Below are 15,167 nucleotides of genomic sequence, written 5' to 3' on the forward strand. Positions count from 1 at the left end.
CCCCGCCCGTGGCGCAGACCTTCCGTCCCCCCGCAACCCAGCGCATCTACGACGTCTGCGTGGTCGGCTCGCAGCTCGGCGGCGTCGTCGCCGGCGCGCTGCTCGCCCGGCGCGGCCTCCGCGTCCTGCACGTCGCCCACGACGACCCTGGCTTCCATTACGCCGACCAGGGCTACATCCTGCCCTTCGGCCCCGCGGTCGTCCCCTCCCCGCGCCAGCTGCCGAGCGCGGAGGCGGTCCTCTCCGAGCTCGGGCTCGCGACGGACATCTCGCGCGCCCTCGTGCCGTCGGACCCGGACTTCCAGCTCCTCCTGCCGAAGCACCGCGCCGATCTCTCGCGCGATCCGGCGATCCTCCGCACGGAGCTTCGCCGCGAGTGGCCGCAGGAGGCAGAGGCGCTCGAGGCGGCCTTCTCGACGCTGGGGACGCTCTTCGACTTCGCCGGCTTCTTCCTGCGCGCCGCGCCGCCCCTCCCGCCGGACGGGTTCATCGAGCGCCGCGAGGTGAAGAAGGCGATCAAGCTCGCGTCCTCGGCGCCGGGCGCGCCGAAGGAGCCGGTGGGGGTCGCCCGGCCGTTCGCCGGCCTCGAGGACCACGAGCTCGCCCAGAGCGTCGCGGTCGCGCACCGGTTCCTCACCTACCTCGACGGCGAGCCCTCCCCGCTCTCGCTCGTGCGGCTCCTCGGCGGCGCGTTCCGCGGGACGAGCCGGCTCCCTGGCGGTCAGGGCACCCTACGCGAGATGGTGCGGCGGCGGATCGCCGAGTCGCGCGGAGAGCTGCGCGGCGGTCCCGGCGAGCCGGCCGTCGCGACCGGGTTCGACATCGACGGCGGCAAGGTCGAGGCGGTGCGCCTCGCCGACTCGCCGGACGCCCACGTGGCGCGCGCGTTCATCGTGGCCACGGACGCGGATCGCCTCCTCGGCCTGTTGCCCGCGGACGTCCGCGAATCCCACGCGGTCGCGCCGCTCCGCGGGATCCGCCCACGGCGGCAGCTCGTCTCGGTGAACCTCGTCGTGAAGCACTCCGCGCTCCCGCCTGCGCTCGCCGACAACGTGATCGCGCTCCGGAACGCCTCGGGCGGCGACGGGCTCGACAACGCCGTGTTCCTGCAGGTGCTCCCCGCGCGCCGCGAGGGGCGCAAGGGCCCGGGCGACAAGGGCTCGGGCGGCGAACCCGTCACCGACGAGCGAGTCGTCTGCGCGTCGGGTTTCGTCCCCGCAGACGTCCGGACCCGCCCGGCGCTCCAGGAGGCCGCCGCCCGGATCCGCGAGGCGGTGGCGGACGCCATCCCGTTCTTCGAGCGGCACCTCATCGCCGAGTCGGCGCCGCTGCTCGCCTCGCCCGAGGCCGCCGATCTGCCCCCCGTCCACCCGCTGTACGAGGCTTCCCTCGACGAGTTCCTGGGCGTCACCGGCGTGCCGGTGCGCGGTCCCTGGAAGAACCTCTTCTTCGCAGGCCGGGAGGTGCTCCCCGGGCTCGGGATCGAAGGCGAGTTCTACGCCGGCATCCAGGCGGCCGGGCACGTCGCCGCGCTGCTCGGCTCGAAGAACCCGCTCAAGTAGCCGCGATCGCGGGGGTCATTCCGCGCTCGTGCGCGCCGGCGACGAACGCCCGCCGGCGCGAAGCACCCTCTTGCATTTCCGCCGCCGTTGCGTAATATCCCGCGCTCTTTCGGATTTTTGGAGCAAGCCATGGCACGTCGCTGCGACATCTGTGGGAAGGGCCCGCTCGTCGGGAACAACGTCTCCCACGCGAACAACAAGACGAAGACTCGCTCGATGCCGAACCTCCGCTCGGTCCGGGCGACGGTCGACGGCTCGGTGAAGCGCGTGCGCGTCTGCACGCGCTGCCTCAAGGCCGGCAAGGTCGTGAAGGTCGCGCACGGCGCCTCGCGCGCCGCCGCGCAGGCGTAGCGCGAGGCCGGCCTCGCTCGCCGAGGCGCCTCCCCCCGCCCGCGCCCTCGCGCGTGCCAGGACGATGCCCGGCGCGCGCGGTCTCTCCCGACGTCCGTCCGGTGGGCTGCCGCCCCGAAGCGGTCTGCGCGGCGCGTTGCGCCGCCGCGCGGCGGCGCACCATGGGAGTGCGTGATGGCGAAGGAGAACAGGACGCTCGCGCCCGCGGAGCTCCGGGACGCGCGTGCGGCGCTGACCGTGGCGCGCGGCAGGAAGCGGCTCGACGTCATCCTCGACGCGCGCGACCCGCAGGCGCTCGTGCGGGCCCTGCCCGCCGACGAGCTGTACTTCACGATCCGCGACGTGGGACTCGCCGACGCCGCGGAGATCGTGCAGCTCGCGTCGGCCGCGCAGTTCAAGACCTTCATCGACCTCGACGCCTGGTCGCGCGGCGGTTTCGAGCCGCGCAAGGTGCTGCCCTGGCTCCGCGCCGCGCGCGCCGGGGCGCAGCTCGAGCCCAAGGCCGCCGCCCGCTGGGAGCGGAAGCTCGCCGCGCTCGACCGGGAGGTCCTCTACCTCGTCCTGCGGACGACCCTGCGCATCCACGATCTCGAGGAGGATCCGGATCCGGAGCTCACGAGCGACCGCTTCATGCGGACGCCCGAGAACAAGTACGTCGTCGAGTTCCTCGTGGACGGCACGGAGTACATGGCGGTGCGCGGCGTCCTCGACGACCTGTACGCCGAGGACCCGTTCGCCGCGACGCGGCTCCTCTCCTCGCTCCGCTGGGATCTCCCGAGCGAGCTCGAGGAGACGGCCCTCCGCTGGCGCGCCGCCCGGCTCGCCGATCTCGGCTACCCATCCCTCGACGAGGCCCTCTCCTGGTTCGCGCGTCCGCCCCGGACGCCGGCCTCGGCGCCCGGGCTCGCCGCGCGCCCGCCCGGCTTCTTCCTCGCGACCCTCGCGAAGGCGTCGCTGCTCGACCGGGCGTTCGCCGCGCTCTCGCCCGCGGAGCGGGACGGCGTCGAGCGGCAGATCGTGTCGGCGGCGAACGCCGTGCTCGTCGCCGACGCGGTGGATCCGGGAGACCTCGAGGCGGTGCGCGCGGCCTTCGAGGCGGCGCGCGCGTACCTCGAGCTCGGGCTGGAGAAGCTCGCCGGCGGAGACGAGCCCCGCGCTGCCGAGGCGCTCGGCGAGACGCCGGTGAAGCGGATCTTCCAGGAGGGGTTCGGGCGGGTGCTCGAGCTGCGCTGGCGCGCCGAGCGGATCCTCGCCGCGGCGGGGGGCGCCGAGCGGTTCCGCTCGCCGCTCTCGGAGATGCTCGCCGCGCTCGTGCGCCGGCGGCCGCGCTACTTCCCGGGCATCGAGGCGCCGCGCGAGGAGTGGGGCACGCCGATGGCGGCCGCCTTCGAGCCGCGCCACTTCCGCTCGTCCGAGGACCTCTCCCGCACCGCCGCCGCGCTCGACGCGGCCGAGGCGGAGGCGAAGAGCTGACGGGGGCGCGGCGGAGCCGCCCGCGGTGACGCACGGGGCCCGGCGAGCGTGCTCGATGGGGCGGGGACCGCAGGCGCCGCGTGTGATCGCTCAGCCGAGCGGCTCCACGAAGCTCGCCTCGCGGGCCCACGCGAGGGTCTGGTCGATCTGCTCGTCCGAGAGGATGCCGGCGTCGCGCAGGAGCTGCACCTCCGTGCGCATGTCCGTGTCGAGCAGGTAGGGGCCGTCGGTGTTGATGGTGAACTTGACCCCGCGCTCCCAGAACCGGCGCAGGATCACCCCGAGCTCCTCGAGCGAGGCGACCGCGCGCGTCGCGAGGTTGGAGCTCGGGCAGATCTCGAGCACGATGCCGCGCTCGCGCAGGAGATCCATCACCCGCTCGTCCTTCGCGGCGCAGATCCCGTGGCCGATCCGCTGGGGCTCGAGCTCCTCCACGACCGCGCGTACGCCCTCGGCGCCCGTGCCGGCGGTCTCCCCGGTGTGCACCGTCGTCTTGAGCCCGGCCGCGCGGGCGCGCGCGAAGAGCTCCCGGTAGCGCTTCACCTCGCGGCCGTCGAGCTCGAGGGCGTTCCGCTCCGTGCCGGCGAGATCGATCCCGATGACGCCCCTGCGCCGGTACTTGATCGCCTTGTCGACGAGGATCTCGTTCAGGCGCGCGTCGAACTCGCGGGCGAGGCAGAAGATGAGGCCGGTGCGCACGCCGTACTCGAGGACGGCGCGGTCCATGCCCCTCAGCGCGGCGTGGATGATGTGGTCGAGATCGCGCTCGCCGCCGACGTTGCGCTTCATGGGGTTGAAGCGCAGCTCGATGAGCGAGACGCGGGAGGAGCGGTACTCCTTCCCGATGACCTCGTAGACGCTGCGCTCCATCGCCTGGGGCGACGACTGGATCTTCTCCGTCCAGGTGTGCAGGACGGCGAGGTACTCGTCGAGCGACTTCACCTTCCCCGGGCGAGCGGAGACGAGCTCCTTGAACTCCCAGTAGTCGGAGACGGGCAGCTTGAAGCCCTGGTCGTGCGCGATCGACCAGAGGATGTGGGGCGCGACCGCCCCGCCGACGTGGATGTGGAGATCAGCGAGCTCCCTGGGCATGGGGCGGGGACCCTAGGACTGCGACTCGTCGGGCGCAGCGTTCGAGGGCGCCCCGAGCGCGAGGCCGCACTCCGGACACTCGGCCTCCTCCCCGCCCCTGACCGCGAAGACGTGCCCGCAGGCCGGGCAGGTGAGGTCCCCGCCCGCGTCGAGATCCAGGCCCGCCTGGCCGCGGGCCGCGGCGGCCGCCGCCTCCGGGTCCTCGAGCAGCTCCGCCCAGTCCTTCCGCAGGAACTCGACCGCGCGCGGCGCCTCCTCGCGCGGCACGTAGAGGTTCCAGAGCGGATGGCCGCGCTCCTCGGGGCGCGCGGGCGGGACCTTCTCCATCTCTGGCCCGAGCCCCTCGACCTCGAGGAGCGACATCATCTCGCGCACCGACGCGTAGCCGGAGCGCGTGACCAGCGCGAGCCCCTCGGCCTCCGCCTCGCAGGTGACGCAGTGGCCAGCGTCCTCGAGCGGCGTCGTGCACTTCTCGCACAGCTCTGCCATCGGCGGTTCTCCCGGTGCGCGTCCTCGCGCCACGGGATATTACCCGGACCCGGACCCGTTCGCCCCGTGAGCGATCAGCGACGCGCCCGTTTCGCGGAGGCGGTCCGCGGTGCGTGCTTCGCGACGACGGCGCCCGTGAGCTGCGCCTCGGGGCGCGACGTCGTCGCCGTCGCAGCGCCGGGCGCGGGCGCGACCACGCGCGGCGGCTCGGGCTGGAGGGCGGGGCCCGACTCGCGGCCGGGACCGGCCAGCACGGCGAGGGCGAGGAGCGCCGGAGCGAAGAGGAAGCGATACAGGGCCATGGTCGGCCTCCGGGGCGGCATGCGAGCGGACCGAGGGATGACCCTGACGGTGGGGCGGCTCGCGCGCCGCAACAAGCGGCCAGGATGGGGGCGCCGCGCCCGGCGGCGTTCGGTATACTGCCGAGCCCTATGATCATCGACGGTAAGCTCATCGCAGCGAAGGTGCGCAGCGAGGTCGCGGAGGCGGTTCGCGCGCTCGGGGCGGTCGGGATCGCGCCCGGCCTCGCGGTGGTGCGGGTCGGCGAAGACCCCGCCTCGGCCATCTACGTCCGCGGCAAGCGAAAGGATTGCGAGGAGGTCGGGATCCGCTCCGTGGAGCACCACCTCCCCGCGACGACGTCGCAGGCCGATCTGCTCGCGCTCGTCGCGCAGCTCAACGCCGACCCCACCATCCACGGCATCCTCGTCCAGCTCCCGCTCCCGAAGCACCTCGACGAGCGGACCGTCCTCGACGCGATCGACCCCCGCAAGGACGCCGACGGCTTCCACCCGTTCAACGTCGGCGCGCTCTCGATCGGCATCCCCGGCACGCCGCGCCCATGCACCCCCGCGGGCGTGATGCGGCTCCTCGAGGAGGCCAAGGTAGACCCGAAGGGCAAGCGCGCCCTCGTCGTCGGCCGCTCTAACATCGTCGGCAAGCCCATGGCCGCGATGCTCCTCGAGAAGCACGCCACGGTGACGATCGCTCACTCGCGCACGCAGGACCTCGCCGCCGAGGTCGCCCGCGCCGACATCCTCGTCGCGGCGATCGGCAAGGCCGAGCTCGTGCGCGGCGACTGGATCCGCGAGGGCGCGGTCGTGATCGACGTCGGCATGAACCGGCTCGAGGACGGGCGCCTCGTGGGCGACGTGGAGTATGCGCCCGCCGCGCGGCGCGCCTCGGCGATCACGCCCGTACCGGGCGGCGTCGGGCCGATGACCCGCGCCATGCTGCTCGTCAACACGATCGAGCTCGCGAGGGCGCGGGCCCGATGACGCGGGCCGCAGTCGCCGCGGCGCTCCTGGCGCTCACGGTCGCTGCGGCCGGCTGCGGGACCACCCCGACGTTCACGGTCCGCTCCGAGCGCGCCCGCCACCCCCGCCCCGAGCCCGCCCTCGCGGGCCCGCTCCTGCGCGTCCTCCACCTCGCCGACTTCGGCGACACGACCGATCAGCAGCGCGCGGTCTCCCGCGGCGTCGCGGCGGCGCAACGGCGGGAGCCGTTCGCGCTCGCCGTCTTCCCGGGCGACAATCTCTATCAGTGCGGCCCCGATCCGACGGTGCCGGGGGCCGCCGCCTGCGCCTTCGCCGCCGACGGGAACACGGTCGCGCCCGGGTTCGAGGCCCCCGTCGACGGCACCTTCGCGCGCCACGAGGCGCCGCTGGCGGCGCTCGCCGCCGCTCCCGCGGCGGAGGTCTACCTCGCGCTCGGCAACCACGACGTCGCGACCTGGGGTGGCTGCGCGCGCGGCAACGACCTGGTGGCCGAGGCGCGCCTGAAGGCGTGCCTCGAGGTCGCGCACCGCTCGCCGCTCTGGCAGATGCCCGCGCGGCACTACACGCTCGACCGCGGCGCGGCGCGCTTCCTCGTCGTGGACACGAACCTCGTGGTCGGCGACTACGGCGGCTTCACGGTCGACGACGAGGTCGCCTTCGTGCGGAACGCGGCGCCGGGCTGCCGCGCCGACGCGTGCGAGGCGGAGCCCGGCGGCTGCGACAAGCCCTGGTGCTTCCTCCTCGGCCACCACCCGCCCGCCTCGGCTGGCGGACACCGCACCACCCCCGATTACCACGCCCGGATCGACCGGATCGTGGCCGCGGGCGGCGGACGCATCCGCGCGTTCTTCGGCGGACACGATCACGACCTGCAGCACCTCCGCATGCCGTCCGGCCTCGACGTGTTCGTCTCCGGCAACGGGGCGCGCGGCCGCCCGCTGGAGCGGTTCGATACGCCCACGGTCGCGGGCACCGAGGTGGTCTTCGGATCGGTGCGCTGGGGCTACGGCGTGCTCGAGGTCGCGCGGGACGGGTGGCGGTATCGGTTCGAGGAGGATGACGGCGCGCGCCTCTACTGCTGCGCCGCCGCGGGCGCGTCGCGGTGCGAGCCGTCGACCTGCCCCTGACGGGCGGCTTTCGCGCTGAGTACGACCGAGCCACGCGGCGCCCGTTTCGGGACCGGAAGGCCCCCGCGTTCTCGCCTTGCAGACCCGCCGCGGGAGAGGTAGTGCAAGGGCGCGTCCCCGCGAGATCTTCCGCCGGACCGGCGCTGCTTGACCCGAGAGTCGACCCCGATAGAATCCGCCCGCCCTTCCGGCCCCGAGGCGCCCCATGTCCCAGCGAACGCCCCTCTTCGACACTCACGTCCGATCCGGCGCGCGGATGGTGGACTTCGCCGGCTGGGAGATGCCGGTCCAGTACGCCGGCATCCTGGAGGAGCACGACGCCGTCCGCACGCGCGTCGGCCTGTTCGACGTCTCGCACATGGGCGAGGTCGTGTTCCGCGGCCCGCGCGCCCTCGAGTCGCTGAACCGGCTCTTCACGAACGACCTCTCGAAGGTCGCCGACGGCCAGGCCCAGTACGGCTGCCTCTGTCGCGAGAGCGGCGGGATCGTCGACGACGTCGTCGTCTATCGCCGCGCCGCGGACGACCTGCTCGTGTGCGTGAACGCGGGCAACCGGCAGAAGGACTTCGAGTGGCTGTCCAGCCACGCCGGCGCGGCGGACGTGAAGAACGAGTCCGACGAGTGGGCCCAGCTCGCGCTCCAGGGGCCGCTCGCGGCGCAGCTCCTCCAGCGCCTCACGCCGCTCGATCTCTCGCCGATCCGCTCCTACCGCTTCGCGCAGGGGGACGTCGCTGGCGTACCGTGCCTCGTCGCGCGCACCGGGTACACGGGCGAGGACGGCTTCGAGCTCTTCTGCCCGCCCGCCGCCGCGCCGCGCCTGTGGGACGCGCTCATCGACGCCGGCGAGGCCGAGGGCATCCAGCCGTGCGGCCTCGGGGCGCGCGACTCGCTCCGGCTCGAGATGGCCTACCGCCTGTACGGCTCCGACATGGACGACGGCACGACGCCGCTCGAGGCCGGGCTGGGCTGGGTGGTGAAGCTCGACAAGGGCGAGTTCATCGGGCGCGACGCCCTCGTGCGCCAGAAGGAGCAGGGCCTCGCGCGGAAGCTCGTCGGCTTCGTGCTGACCGAGGCCGGCATCGCGCGCCACGGGTATCCGGTGGTTCAGGACGGGCGGAAGGTCGGCGAGGTGACGAGCGGGACGAAGAGCCCGTCGCTCAAGACCTCGATCGGCCTCGCCTACGTCCCCCCCGCGCTCGCCGCGGAGGGCTCGACGTTCGCCGTCGAGATCCGCGGCCGCGCCGCCGCCGCGAAGGTCGTGAAGACGCCGTTCTACACGCGGAAGTGACCGAGGAGAGGGACGCCATGGAAATCCCCGACACCCTGAAGTACACGCGCGAGCACGAGTGGGCCCGGACGAAGGGCACGCAGGTCGTCATCGGGATCACCGACTTCGCCCAGGATCACCTCGGCGACGTCGTGTTCGTCGAGCTGCCCGACGTCGGGGACACGGTGAAGAAGGGTGAGTCGTTCGGCGTGGTCGAGTCGACGAAGGCCGTCTCCGAGCTCTTCGCCCCGGTCTCCGGCAAGGTCGTCGAGGTCAACGACCCGCTGGGCGACACGCCCGAGACGATCAACGACGATCCGTACGAGGAGGGCTGGATGATCGTCGTCGAGCCCTCCGATCCGAAGGAGCTCGACGCGCTCATGGACGCGAAGGCGTACCGCGCGTTCGTCGAGGAGCAGGAGTAGCGTCCGCCGCCGGCGGGCGTCACGAGACATTCTTCGCGGCCTCCGGCCCGGATGGGCTCGGGCGCGCCGCAGGAGTCCGCGCCTTGCGCTATCACCCGCACACGCCCGAGGACGTCCGGGCGATGCTCGACGCCATCGGGGCGGAGAGTCTCGACGCCCTGTTCCGCTCGATCCCGCAGCGGCTCCGCCTCTCCCGGCCCCTCGACCTTCCGCCCGCCGCGGACGAGATCACGCTCTTCTCCGAGCTCCGCGCGCTCTCAGCGCGCAACGACACGGCGCACCCGCCCTTCGTCGGCGCGGGTTGCTACGCGCACCACGTCCCGCCGGTCGTCGACCAGCTCCTGCTCCGCGGCGAGTTCTTCACCGCCTACACGCCCTACCAGCCCGAGATCTCGCAGGGCACGCTGCAGGCGCTCTTCGAGTGGCAGACGTTCGTGTGCCTGCTCACCGGCATGGACGTCTCGAACGCGTCCATGTACGACGGCGCGACCGCGACGGCCGAGGCGGCCCTCATGGCCACGCGGGTGACGGGGCGGAGCAAGATCGTGGTCTCCGCCGCGGTCCACCCCGAGTACCGCAAGGTCCTCGCCACCTACCTGCGCTCGACGGGAGACGAGATCGCGACCGTGCCGTTCGGCGCCGACGGGCGGACCGACCTCGCCGCCCTCGAGAAGGCCGTCGACGGGGAGACCGCCGCCGTCATCGTGGGGTACCCGAGCTTCCTCGGCGTCGTGGACGCGCTGCCCGAGGCGGCGGCGATCGCGAAGCGGGCGGGGGCGCTCACCATCTCGGTGACCGCCGAGGCGGTCGCGCTCGGGCTCCTGCAGGCGCCGGGCGCGCTCGGCGCGGACGTCGCGGTGGGCACGTTCCAGAGCTTCGGCAATCCGGTGAGCTTCGGCGGGCCGGCCCCGGGCTTCTTCGCGCTCCGCGAGCAGTACCTCCGGCAGATGCCGGGCCGTGTCTGCGGCGCGACGGTGGACAAGCACGGGCGCCGCGGCTTCGTCCTCACCCTCTCCACGCGCGAGCAGCACATCCGGCGGGAGAAGGCGACCTCCAACATCTGCACGAACTCCGGCCTCTGCGCCCTCGCCGCGACGATCCACCTGTCGCTCCTCGGCAAGAAGGGGCTCGCGGAGCTCGCGCGGCTCAACTACGCCCGCGGGCGGATGCTGAAGGACGCGCTCGGCCGCGCCGGGATCGCCCCGGTGTTCTCCGCGCCCGCGTTCAACGAGATGGCCTTCGACGTCGGGGACGCGGAGGCGGTCGTGGCGCGCCTCGCGAAGCGCGGCATCGCCGCCGGCGCGCCGCTCGGGCGCTGGTATCCGGAGCTCCCGAAGGCCAAGGGCGCGCTCCTCTGCGTCGCGACCGAGCTGCACACCCCCGAGCTCATCGAGCTCTTCGCGCAGTCGGTGAAGGGATAGCCATGGGAAACCCCACCGGCTGGAAGCCCAGCATGGAGAAGGACGCGAAGACGACGACCGCCGCGCACGCCGAGGTCGGCGCGGGCGGCGCGACGCGCGGGATCGTGCACGAGGAGCCGCTCCTGTTCGAGCGCGGCTCGACCGGGCGGAGCGGCGTGTCGCTCCCCGCGGCGGGCGGCGACTTCGACCCCGCGCGCGAGCTCCCGGCCGCGCTGCTGCGCGGCGGCGTGGAGGGGATGCCGGAGATCTCCGAGCTCGAGGTGGTCCGCCACTTCACCCGCATGTCCTCGTGGAACCACGGGATCGACACCGGCTTCTACCCGCTCGGTTCGTGCACCATGAAGTACAACCCGAAGTCGAGCGAGGCGCTCGCGCGCCTGCCCGGCTTCGCGAACGTGCACCCGCTCGCGCCCGCGGAGCTCGCCCAGGGCGCGCTCGAGCTCATGTACCGGCTCGAGCGGGCGCTCTCGGAGATCGCCGGGTTCGACCAGACGACGCTCGCGCCGGCGGCCGGGGCCCAGGGCGAGCTGTGCGGGCTCATGCTCATCCGCGCCTACCACCAGGCGCACGGCAACCCGCGCAAGAAGGTGCTCATCCCCGACACCGCGCACGGGACGAACCCGGCGTCGTCGGCGCTGAACGGCTACGAGGTCGTGCAGCTTTCGTCGGGCGCGGATGGCCGGCTCCATCCGGAGACGGTGAAGGCGGCGATGGACGAGGACGTCGCCGCGATCATGATCACGAACCCCAACACCCTCGGGATCTTCGAGAGCCACATCGCGGAGATCGCCGAGATCGTCCACGCCAAGGGCGGCCTCGTGTACGGCGACGGCGCGAACATGAACGCGCTGCTCGGCGTCGCGCGCCCGGGCGACATGGGGTTCGACGTCATGCAGTACAACCTGCACAAGACGTTCGCGACGCCGCACGGCGGCGGCGGCCCGGGCTCCGGGCCGGTCGGCGTGAAGGCCGAGCTCGCGCCCTTCCTCCCCCTCCCCGCCGTCGTGAAGGAGGGCGAGCGGTACCGCCTCGTCGTGGACCCGAAGGAGCGCCCGCAGACGATCGGAAAGCTCCGCGAGTTCTGGGGCAACTTCGGGATGTTCGTCCGCGCCTGGGCCCTCATCCGCGAGTACGGCCCGGAGGGCGTGGCGCAGACCGGGAAGCTCGCGGTGCTGAACGCCAACTACCTCCGCAAGCTCCTCCAGGGCGCCTACAACCTGCCCTACGAGACCGACTCGCTGCACGAGGTGGTCTTCGACGACAAGCTGCAGAAGGCGCACGGCGTCACGACGATGGACGTCGCGAAGCGCCTCATCGACCACGGGTTCCACCCGCCGACGGTCTACTTCCCGCTCGTCGTCTCGGGCGCGCTCATGATCGAGCCGACCGAGACCGAGTCGAAGGAGACGCTCGAGCGGTTCGCCGCGGCGATGAAGGCGATCGCCGAGGAGGCACAGGCGGACCCAGACGCGGTGAAGGCCGCGCCGACCCGGCCCTTCCGCGCGCGCCTCGACGAGACGCGCGCGGCCCGCAAGCCGATCCTGCGCTGGTCTCCCGGGATGAAGGTCGAATAGGGAGACTTCCGGCCCGGTGCGAGGGCGTGGCGTCCCGCGGGCGCCTCGTCCTCGATCAGTACCCGCGGGCCGCCCGCGCGCGCAGGAACGCCTCGCGGACCGCGGCGTGATCCTCCACGAGCCGATCGTACTCGCCGTGGAACAGCTCCGAGGCGACGATGAAGTCGGCCGTCGCCCGGTTGCAGGCTGTCGGGATGTTGTAGAGCACGGCGATCCGCAGGAGCGCCTTCACGTCGGGATCGTGGGGCTGCGGCTCGAGCGGATCCCAGAAGAAGATGAGCACGTCGAGCTCGCCGTCTGCGATCTTGGCGCCGACCTGCTGGTCGCCGCCGAGCGGCCCGCTCTTGAAGCGCGTGATCTTCAGATCCGTCGCGGCCTGCACGATGCCGCCCGTCGTCCCGGTCGCGAACAGCCGGTGCTCCTTGAGCACCTCGCGGTTGTACTTCACCCACTCGAGGAGGTCGTCCTTCCGGCTGTCGTGCGCGATGAGCACGACGTTCTTCACACCTTCCATCTTGACGCGCCGCGTCTGGTCCATCCGAGGCGATATACCGCATCTGCCGCAGCGGGACATGGCGCGTTTGGTGACACCTGGAGGAGCGCCCGGGCGAGCGGCCGCCCTCAGGGTCGCGGCGAGGCAGGCAGCGCGAAGCGCGGACGCGCCTCGTCCCACGCGAGCTCGAAGCGCCAGCGCGCGAGCAGGATCCGACCGTCCCGGCCGACGAGGGCGCGGGGCGGGTTCGGGAACGGCGACGCGGCGCGGATCGCGCGCACCACCTCGCGGTCGTAGAAGTCGAGCCCCGAGCTCGCCACGAGGCGCACGTCGCGCACGTCGCCCGCCGGCTCGAGCACGATGTCCACCGTCGTGCCGCGGGTCCGCCGGCCGTAGCGCTGCGAGGCGGGGTCACGCGCGTCCCAGGCGCGGTTCGGTTCCCACTCGCGTGCGATCGCGCGCTTCACGCGCAGGAAGAACTCGGCGAAGCGGAAGCGCCGCGTGTTGAGCCCCGTCGCGTCGCCCTCCTCCACGTCGGGGAGCCGTTCGCCGGGCCCGCCGGCGAGCCGCTCGAACGTCGCCGCCGTGGGCAGGAGGCGCGGATCGTATGGGCCGGCGCCGCGCGCGCCGCCCTCCCCCGCCGCGCGGGATCCGGCCGGGGCGCGCTCGGAGGAGCCGGAGGGACGAGACGGACCGTCGCCCTCCGGCGCCGGCGCGAGCGCGGCCCGCGCGCGCGCGACCGCATCGACCGGGGCCTTCCGCGCGGCCGGCAACCCCTCTCGCCCGGGCACGGAGGCCTCGGACCTGCCGCCGTCGCCGCGCTCCCGCAGCCCCTGCACGCCTTCGCCGGGCGTGGGCCGCGCGAGCGGCGTATCCCACTGGCGCTTTCCGGCCTCACGCGACTGGACGTCTCGCGGGGCGGTGCCGTCGTGATCGGAGAGGAACCGCCACCGCTCGGGCGCGCGCCGATCCGCCGAGGGCGGGGCGGCGACGACCTCGCCGCTCGGGTCAGGGCGTGCGACGACCGGCGTCGACCGCGGCGGGGGGCTCGCGGGCTCGGGCTCGGGCCCCGCGCGCTCACCGGACACGAGGCGGTTCGCGCGCCAGCGCTCTCCGGACACCACGGCGAACCCGACGCGTGCGGCCGACGCCCGGCGGCCGAGCGTGAACGCGCCGGCCGAGTGGAGCGCGGCGAGCGCGGCCGCGTTCAGGGCCAGCGCGAGGAGGACACGACGGCGCGGAGGACCGGCCGCTCGCGCGCTTCCCTGCCGATGGATGAGGTGGGCACGCGGAGTGGAAACACCGCACGCACCTCGATTCCTGCCCGCACTCGCGGGGCGCGCCGCCGCCCTCCGCCTCGCCCCGGCTTCACGCGCGGGCGGGCGAACGTCCGGTCACTGCTCCGGGCGCTCCCACATCACGAACGGGCGCCGATCGGACGGGTAGAGCGTGAAGACGAACGGGACGCGGGTCGTAGGCTCGGAGCCGAACAGGCCGCCGGGCGGGTTCGGGAACGGCTGCGCCTGCCGCACGGACGCCATCGCGACGCGATCGAAGAAGTCGACGTTCGACGACTGAAGCACGGACAGATCGGTCACGTGGCCGGCACGATCGAGCGTGACGCCCACCACCACCGTCCGCTCCTTGTAGAAGAAGTGCTTGAACTCCGGGTCGCGCTCGCGGACGGCGGCGCGCACACGCGGGTACCAGTCCGCGCCGATCTCGCGACGGAGCTGGTTGAAGAACGTGGCGTACTTGAACTCGCGGGTGTTGAGCGCGGTGACGTCGCCCTCCTCCGCCTCGCGGAAGCCGTCCATGTTCGGACCCCCCGCGAGCCGCGCGAGCGTGTCCTGGCCGAGGGACAGGTCCGGGCGCTTCTGCCCCTGCAGCTTGTCGGAGCCGTCCCCTGGCGAACCCGGCAGCTCGGGTGAGGGTGCCCCCTGCTCGGTCCGCTCCTTCCGCTGCTGCTGCTCCAGCGGGATCTCGCCGCCCGCGCTGGGCGCCAGGGCGAGCTTCTCCTGCTCCCGCTTCTGCTCCTGCTGCTGCTGCGGCGGGCGCGGGCGGTCCGCGCCCGTGCCCCGCTGGCCGGGGACGCCTTCCTTCGCCTCGGTCTTCTTCTCCGCACGGCCACCCTCACCCGACGCCTGGCGCCCAGGCGATCCGGGCGACGGCCGAGAGAGGAGGTTCGGCGAGTTGCCGGCGTAGCGCGAGACGGTCTCCTTCTCGACTCGCCGGTCCCGCTCGGACAGGTAGCGGCTGTCCTTCGGCGCAGCGTTCTCCCCCGGCGCGTCCGGCGCGAGCTCGACCACCTTGCCGTCGGGACGACGCTCCGGCTGCGGCGGTGGCACCGGCGGCGCGGGCGTGGCGACGCGCGGAGGCGGCGGAGGCCGGCTACCCACGGCGCGGTTCGCGTCCCACTCCGCCTGCGACAGGTGCGTGAGCGCGACGGGCCGGGCCGGCCCGGGCGCACGGAACGCGAACGCGCCGACCGAGAGGAGCGCCCACACGAGGAGCGTGTTCGCGCCGAGCGAGAGCGCGATCGCGAGGAGCGTACGGACCCCGAGACGGTCGCGGCGGATGCGGCGCCGGAGGCGTGAGCGGGTCGGCGTCATGGTT

Annotated in this window: 15 protein-coding genes; 9 read left to right on the forward strand and 6 right to left on the reverse strand. The window is 73.5% G+C overall.

Annotated features, from left to right (window positions below; genetic code table 11):
* The first annotated feature begins 8 nt into the window (after nucleotides 1-8).
* The 3 genes from MNY62_RS14110 to MNY62_RS14120 all read left to right on the forward strand — a co-directional run bounded on the left by MNY62_RS14110 (nucleotide 9) and on the right by MNY62_RS14120 (nucleotide 3,386).
* Complete coding sequence (locus tag MNY62_RS14110; RefSeq protein ID WP_242344817.1) at nucleotides 9-1,562, forward strand: phytoene desaturase family protein; 1,554 nt, start codon at nucleotides 9-11, stop codon at nucleotides 1,560-1,562.
* 129 nt (nucleotides 1,563-1,691) lie between these two features.
* Nucleotides 1,692-1,913 (forward strand): 50S ribosomal protein L28, encoded by a 222-nt coding sequence (gene rpmB / locus MNY62_RS14115; protein ID WP_242344818.1) that lies wholly within the window; start codon nucleotides 1,692-1,694, stop codon nucleotides 1,911-1,913.
* Between the two features lie 174 nt (nucleotides 1,914-2,087).
* The gene (locus MNY62_RS14120) at nucleotides 2,088-3,386 is read left to right on the forward strand and encodes a DUF6178 family protein (RefSeq protein ID WP_242344819.1); all 1,299 of its coding nucleotides are present in this window, start codon (nucleotides 2,088-2,090) and stop codon (nucleotides 3,384-3,386) included.
* Nucleotides 3,387-3,476: 90 nt separating this feature from the next.
* Here MNY62_RS14120 and add read toward each other — a convergent pair whose 3' ends face one another.
* The 3 genes from add to MNY62_RS14135 all read right to left on the reverse strand — a co-directional run bounded on the left by add (nucleotide 3,477) and on the right by MNY62_RS14135 (nucleotide 5,269).
* The gene (add, locus tag MNY62_RS14125; RefSeq protein WP_242344820.1) at nucleotides 3,477-4,478 is read right to left on the reverse strand and encodes an adenosine deaminase; all 1,002 of its coding nucleotides are present in this window, start codon (nucleotides 4,476-4,478) and stop codon (nucleotides 3,477-3,479) included.
* A 12-nt stretch (nucleotides 4,479-4,490) separates the two neighbouring features.
* Nucleotides 4,491-4,967 carry a hypothetical protein gene (locus MNY62_RS14130; protein WP_242344821.1) on the reverse strand — a complete coding sequence of 159 codons (477 nt, stop codon included), beginning with the start codon at nucleotides 4,965-4,967 and terminating at the stop codon, nucleotides 4,491-4,493.
* A 74-nt stretch (nucleotides 4,968-5,041) separates the two neighbouring features.
* Nucleotides 5,042-5,269: a hypothetical protein gene (locus tag MNY62_RS14135; RefSeq protein WP_242344822.1), complete on the reverse strand. Its 228-nt coding sequence runs from the start codon at nucleotides 5,267-5,269 to the stop codon at nucleotides 5,042-5,044.
* A gap of 129 nt (nucleotides 5,270-5,398) precedes the next feature.
* Here MNY62_RS14135 and folD point away from each other — a divergent pair, with 129 nt between their 5' ends.
* The 6 genes from folD (at nucleotide 5,399) to gcvPB (ending at nucleotide 12,058) form a co-directional block, all read left to right on the forward strand.
* The gene (folD, locus tag MNY62_RS14140) at nucleotides 5,399-6,244 is read left to right on the forward strand and encodes a bifunctional methylenetetrahydrofolate dehydrogenase/methenyltetrahydrofolate cyclohydrolase FolD (protein ID WP_242344823.1); all 846 of its coding nucleotides are present in this window, start codon (nucleotides 5,399-5,401) and stop codon (nucleotides 6,242-6,244) included.
* Nucleotides 6,241-7,371, forward strand: coding sequence for a metallophosphoesterase (locus tag MNY62_RS14145; RefSeq protein ID WP_242344824.1), 1,131 nt, complete (start codon nucleotides 6,241-6,243; stop codon nucleotides 7,369-7,371). The genes folD and MNY62_RS14145 overlap by 4 nt, the downstream gene beginning before the upstream one ends.
* 205 nt (nucleotides 7,372-7,576) lie before the next feature.
* The gene (gene gcvT, locus MNY62_RS14150) at nucleotides 7,577-8,659 is read left to right on the forward strand and encodes a glycine cleavage system aminomethyltransferase GcvT (protein ID WP_242344825.1); all 1,083 of its coding nucleotides are present in this window, start codon (nucleotides 7,577-7,579) and stop codon (nucleotides 8,657-8,659) included.
* 17 nt (nucleotides 8,660-8,676) lie between these two features.
* Nucleotides 8,677-9,063, forward strand: coding sequence for a glycine cleavage system protein GcvH (gene gcvH, locus MNY62_RS14155; protein ID WP_242344826.1), 387 nt, complete (start codon nucleotides 8,677-8,679; stop codon nucleotides 9,061-9,063).
* An 83-nt stretch (nucleotides 9,064-9,146) separates the two neighbouring features.
* Nucleotides 9,147-10,484 carry an aminomethyl-transferring glycine dehydrogenase subunit GcvPA gene (gene gcvPA, locus MNY62_RS14160; protein ID WP_242344827.1) on the forward strand — a complete coding sequence of 446 codons (1,338 nt, stop codon included), beginning with the start codon at nucleotides 9,147-9,149 and terminating at the stop codon, nucleotides 10,482-10,484.
* A gap of 2 nt (nucleotides 10,485-10,486) precedes the next feature.
* Complete coding sequence (gene gcvPB / locus MNY62_RS14165; protein ID WP_242344828.1) at nucleotides 10,487-12,058, forward strand: aminomethyl-transferring glycine dehydrogenase subunit GcvPB; 1,572 nt, start codon at nucleotides 10,487-10,489, stop codon at nucleotides 12,056-12,058.
* A gap of 55 nt (nucleotides 12,059-12,113) precedes the next feature.
* On the opposite strand, the gene MNY62_RS14170 is transcribed toward gcvPB, so the two are convergent.
* The 3 genes from MNY62_RS14170 to MNY62_RS14180 form a co-directional block, all read right to left on the reverse strand.
* Nucleotides 12,114-12,596 (reverse strand): methylglyoxal synthase, encoded by a 483-nt coding sequence (locus MNY62_RS14170; RefSeq protein WP_242344829.1) that lies wholly within the window; start codon nucleotides 12,594-12,596, stop codon nucleotides 12,114-12,116.
* 83 nt (nucleotides 12,597-12,679) lie between these two features.
* Nucleotides 12,680-13,675, reverse strand: coding sequence for a TonB family protein (locus tag MNY62_RS14175; RefSeq protein ID WP_242344830.1), 996 nt, complete (start codon nucleotides 13,673-13,675; stop codon nucleotides 12,680-12,682).
* A gap of 270 nt (nucleotides 13,676-13,945) precedes the next feature.
* Complete coding sequence (locus tag MNY62_RS14180; protein ID WP_242344831.1) at nucleotides 13,946-15,163, reverse strand: energy transducer TonB family protein; 1,218 nt, start codon at nucleotides 15,161-15,163, stop codon at nucleotides 13,946-13,948.
* Nucleotides 15,164-15,167 lie beyond the last annotated feature (4 nt).

The organism is Anaeromyxobacter terrae (assembly GCF_022690685.1).
In the GTDB taxonomy this organism is placed as follows: domain Bacteria; phylum Myxococcota; class Myxococcia; order Myxococcales; family Anaeromyxobacteraceae; genus Anaeromyxobacter; species Anaeromyxobacter terrae.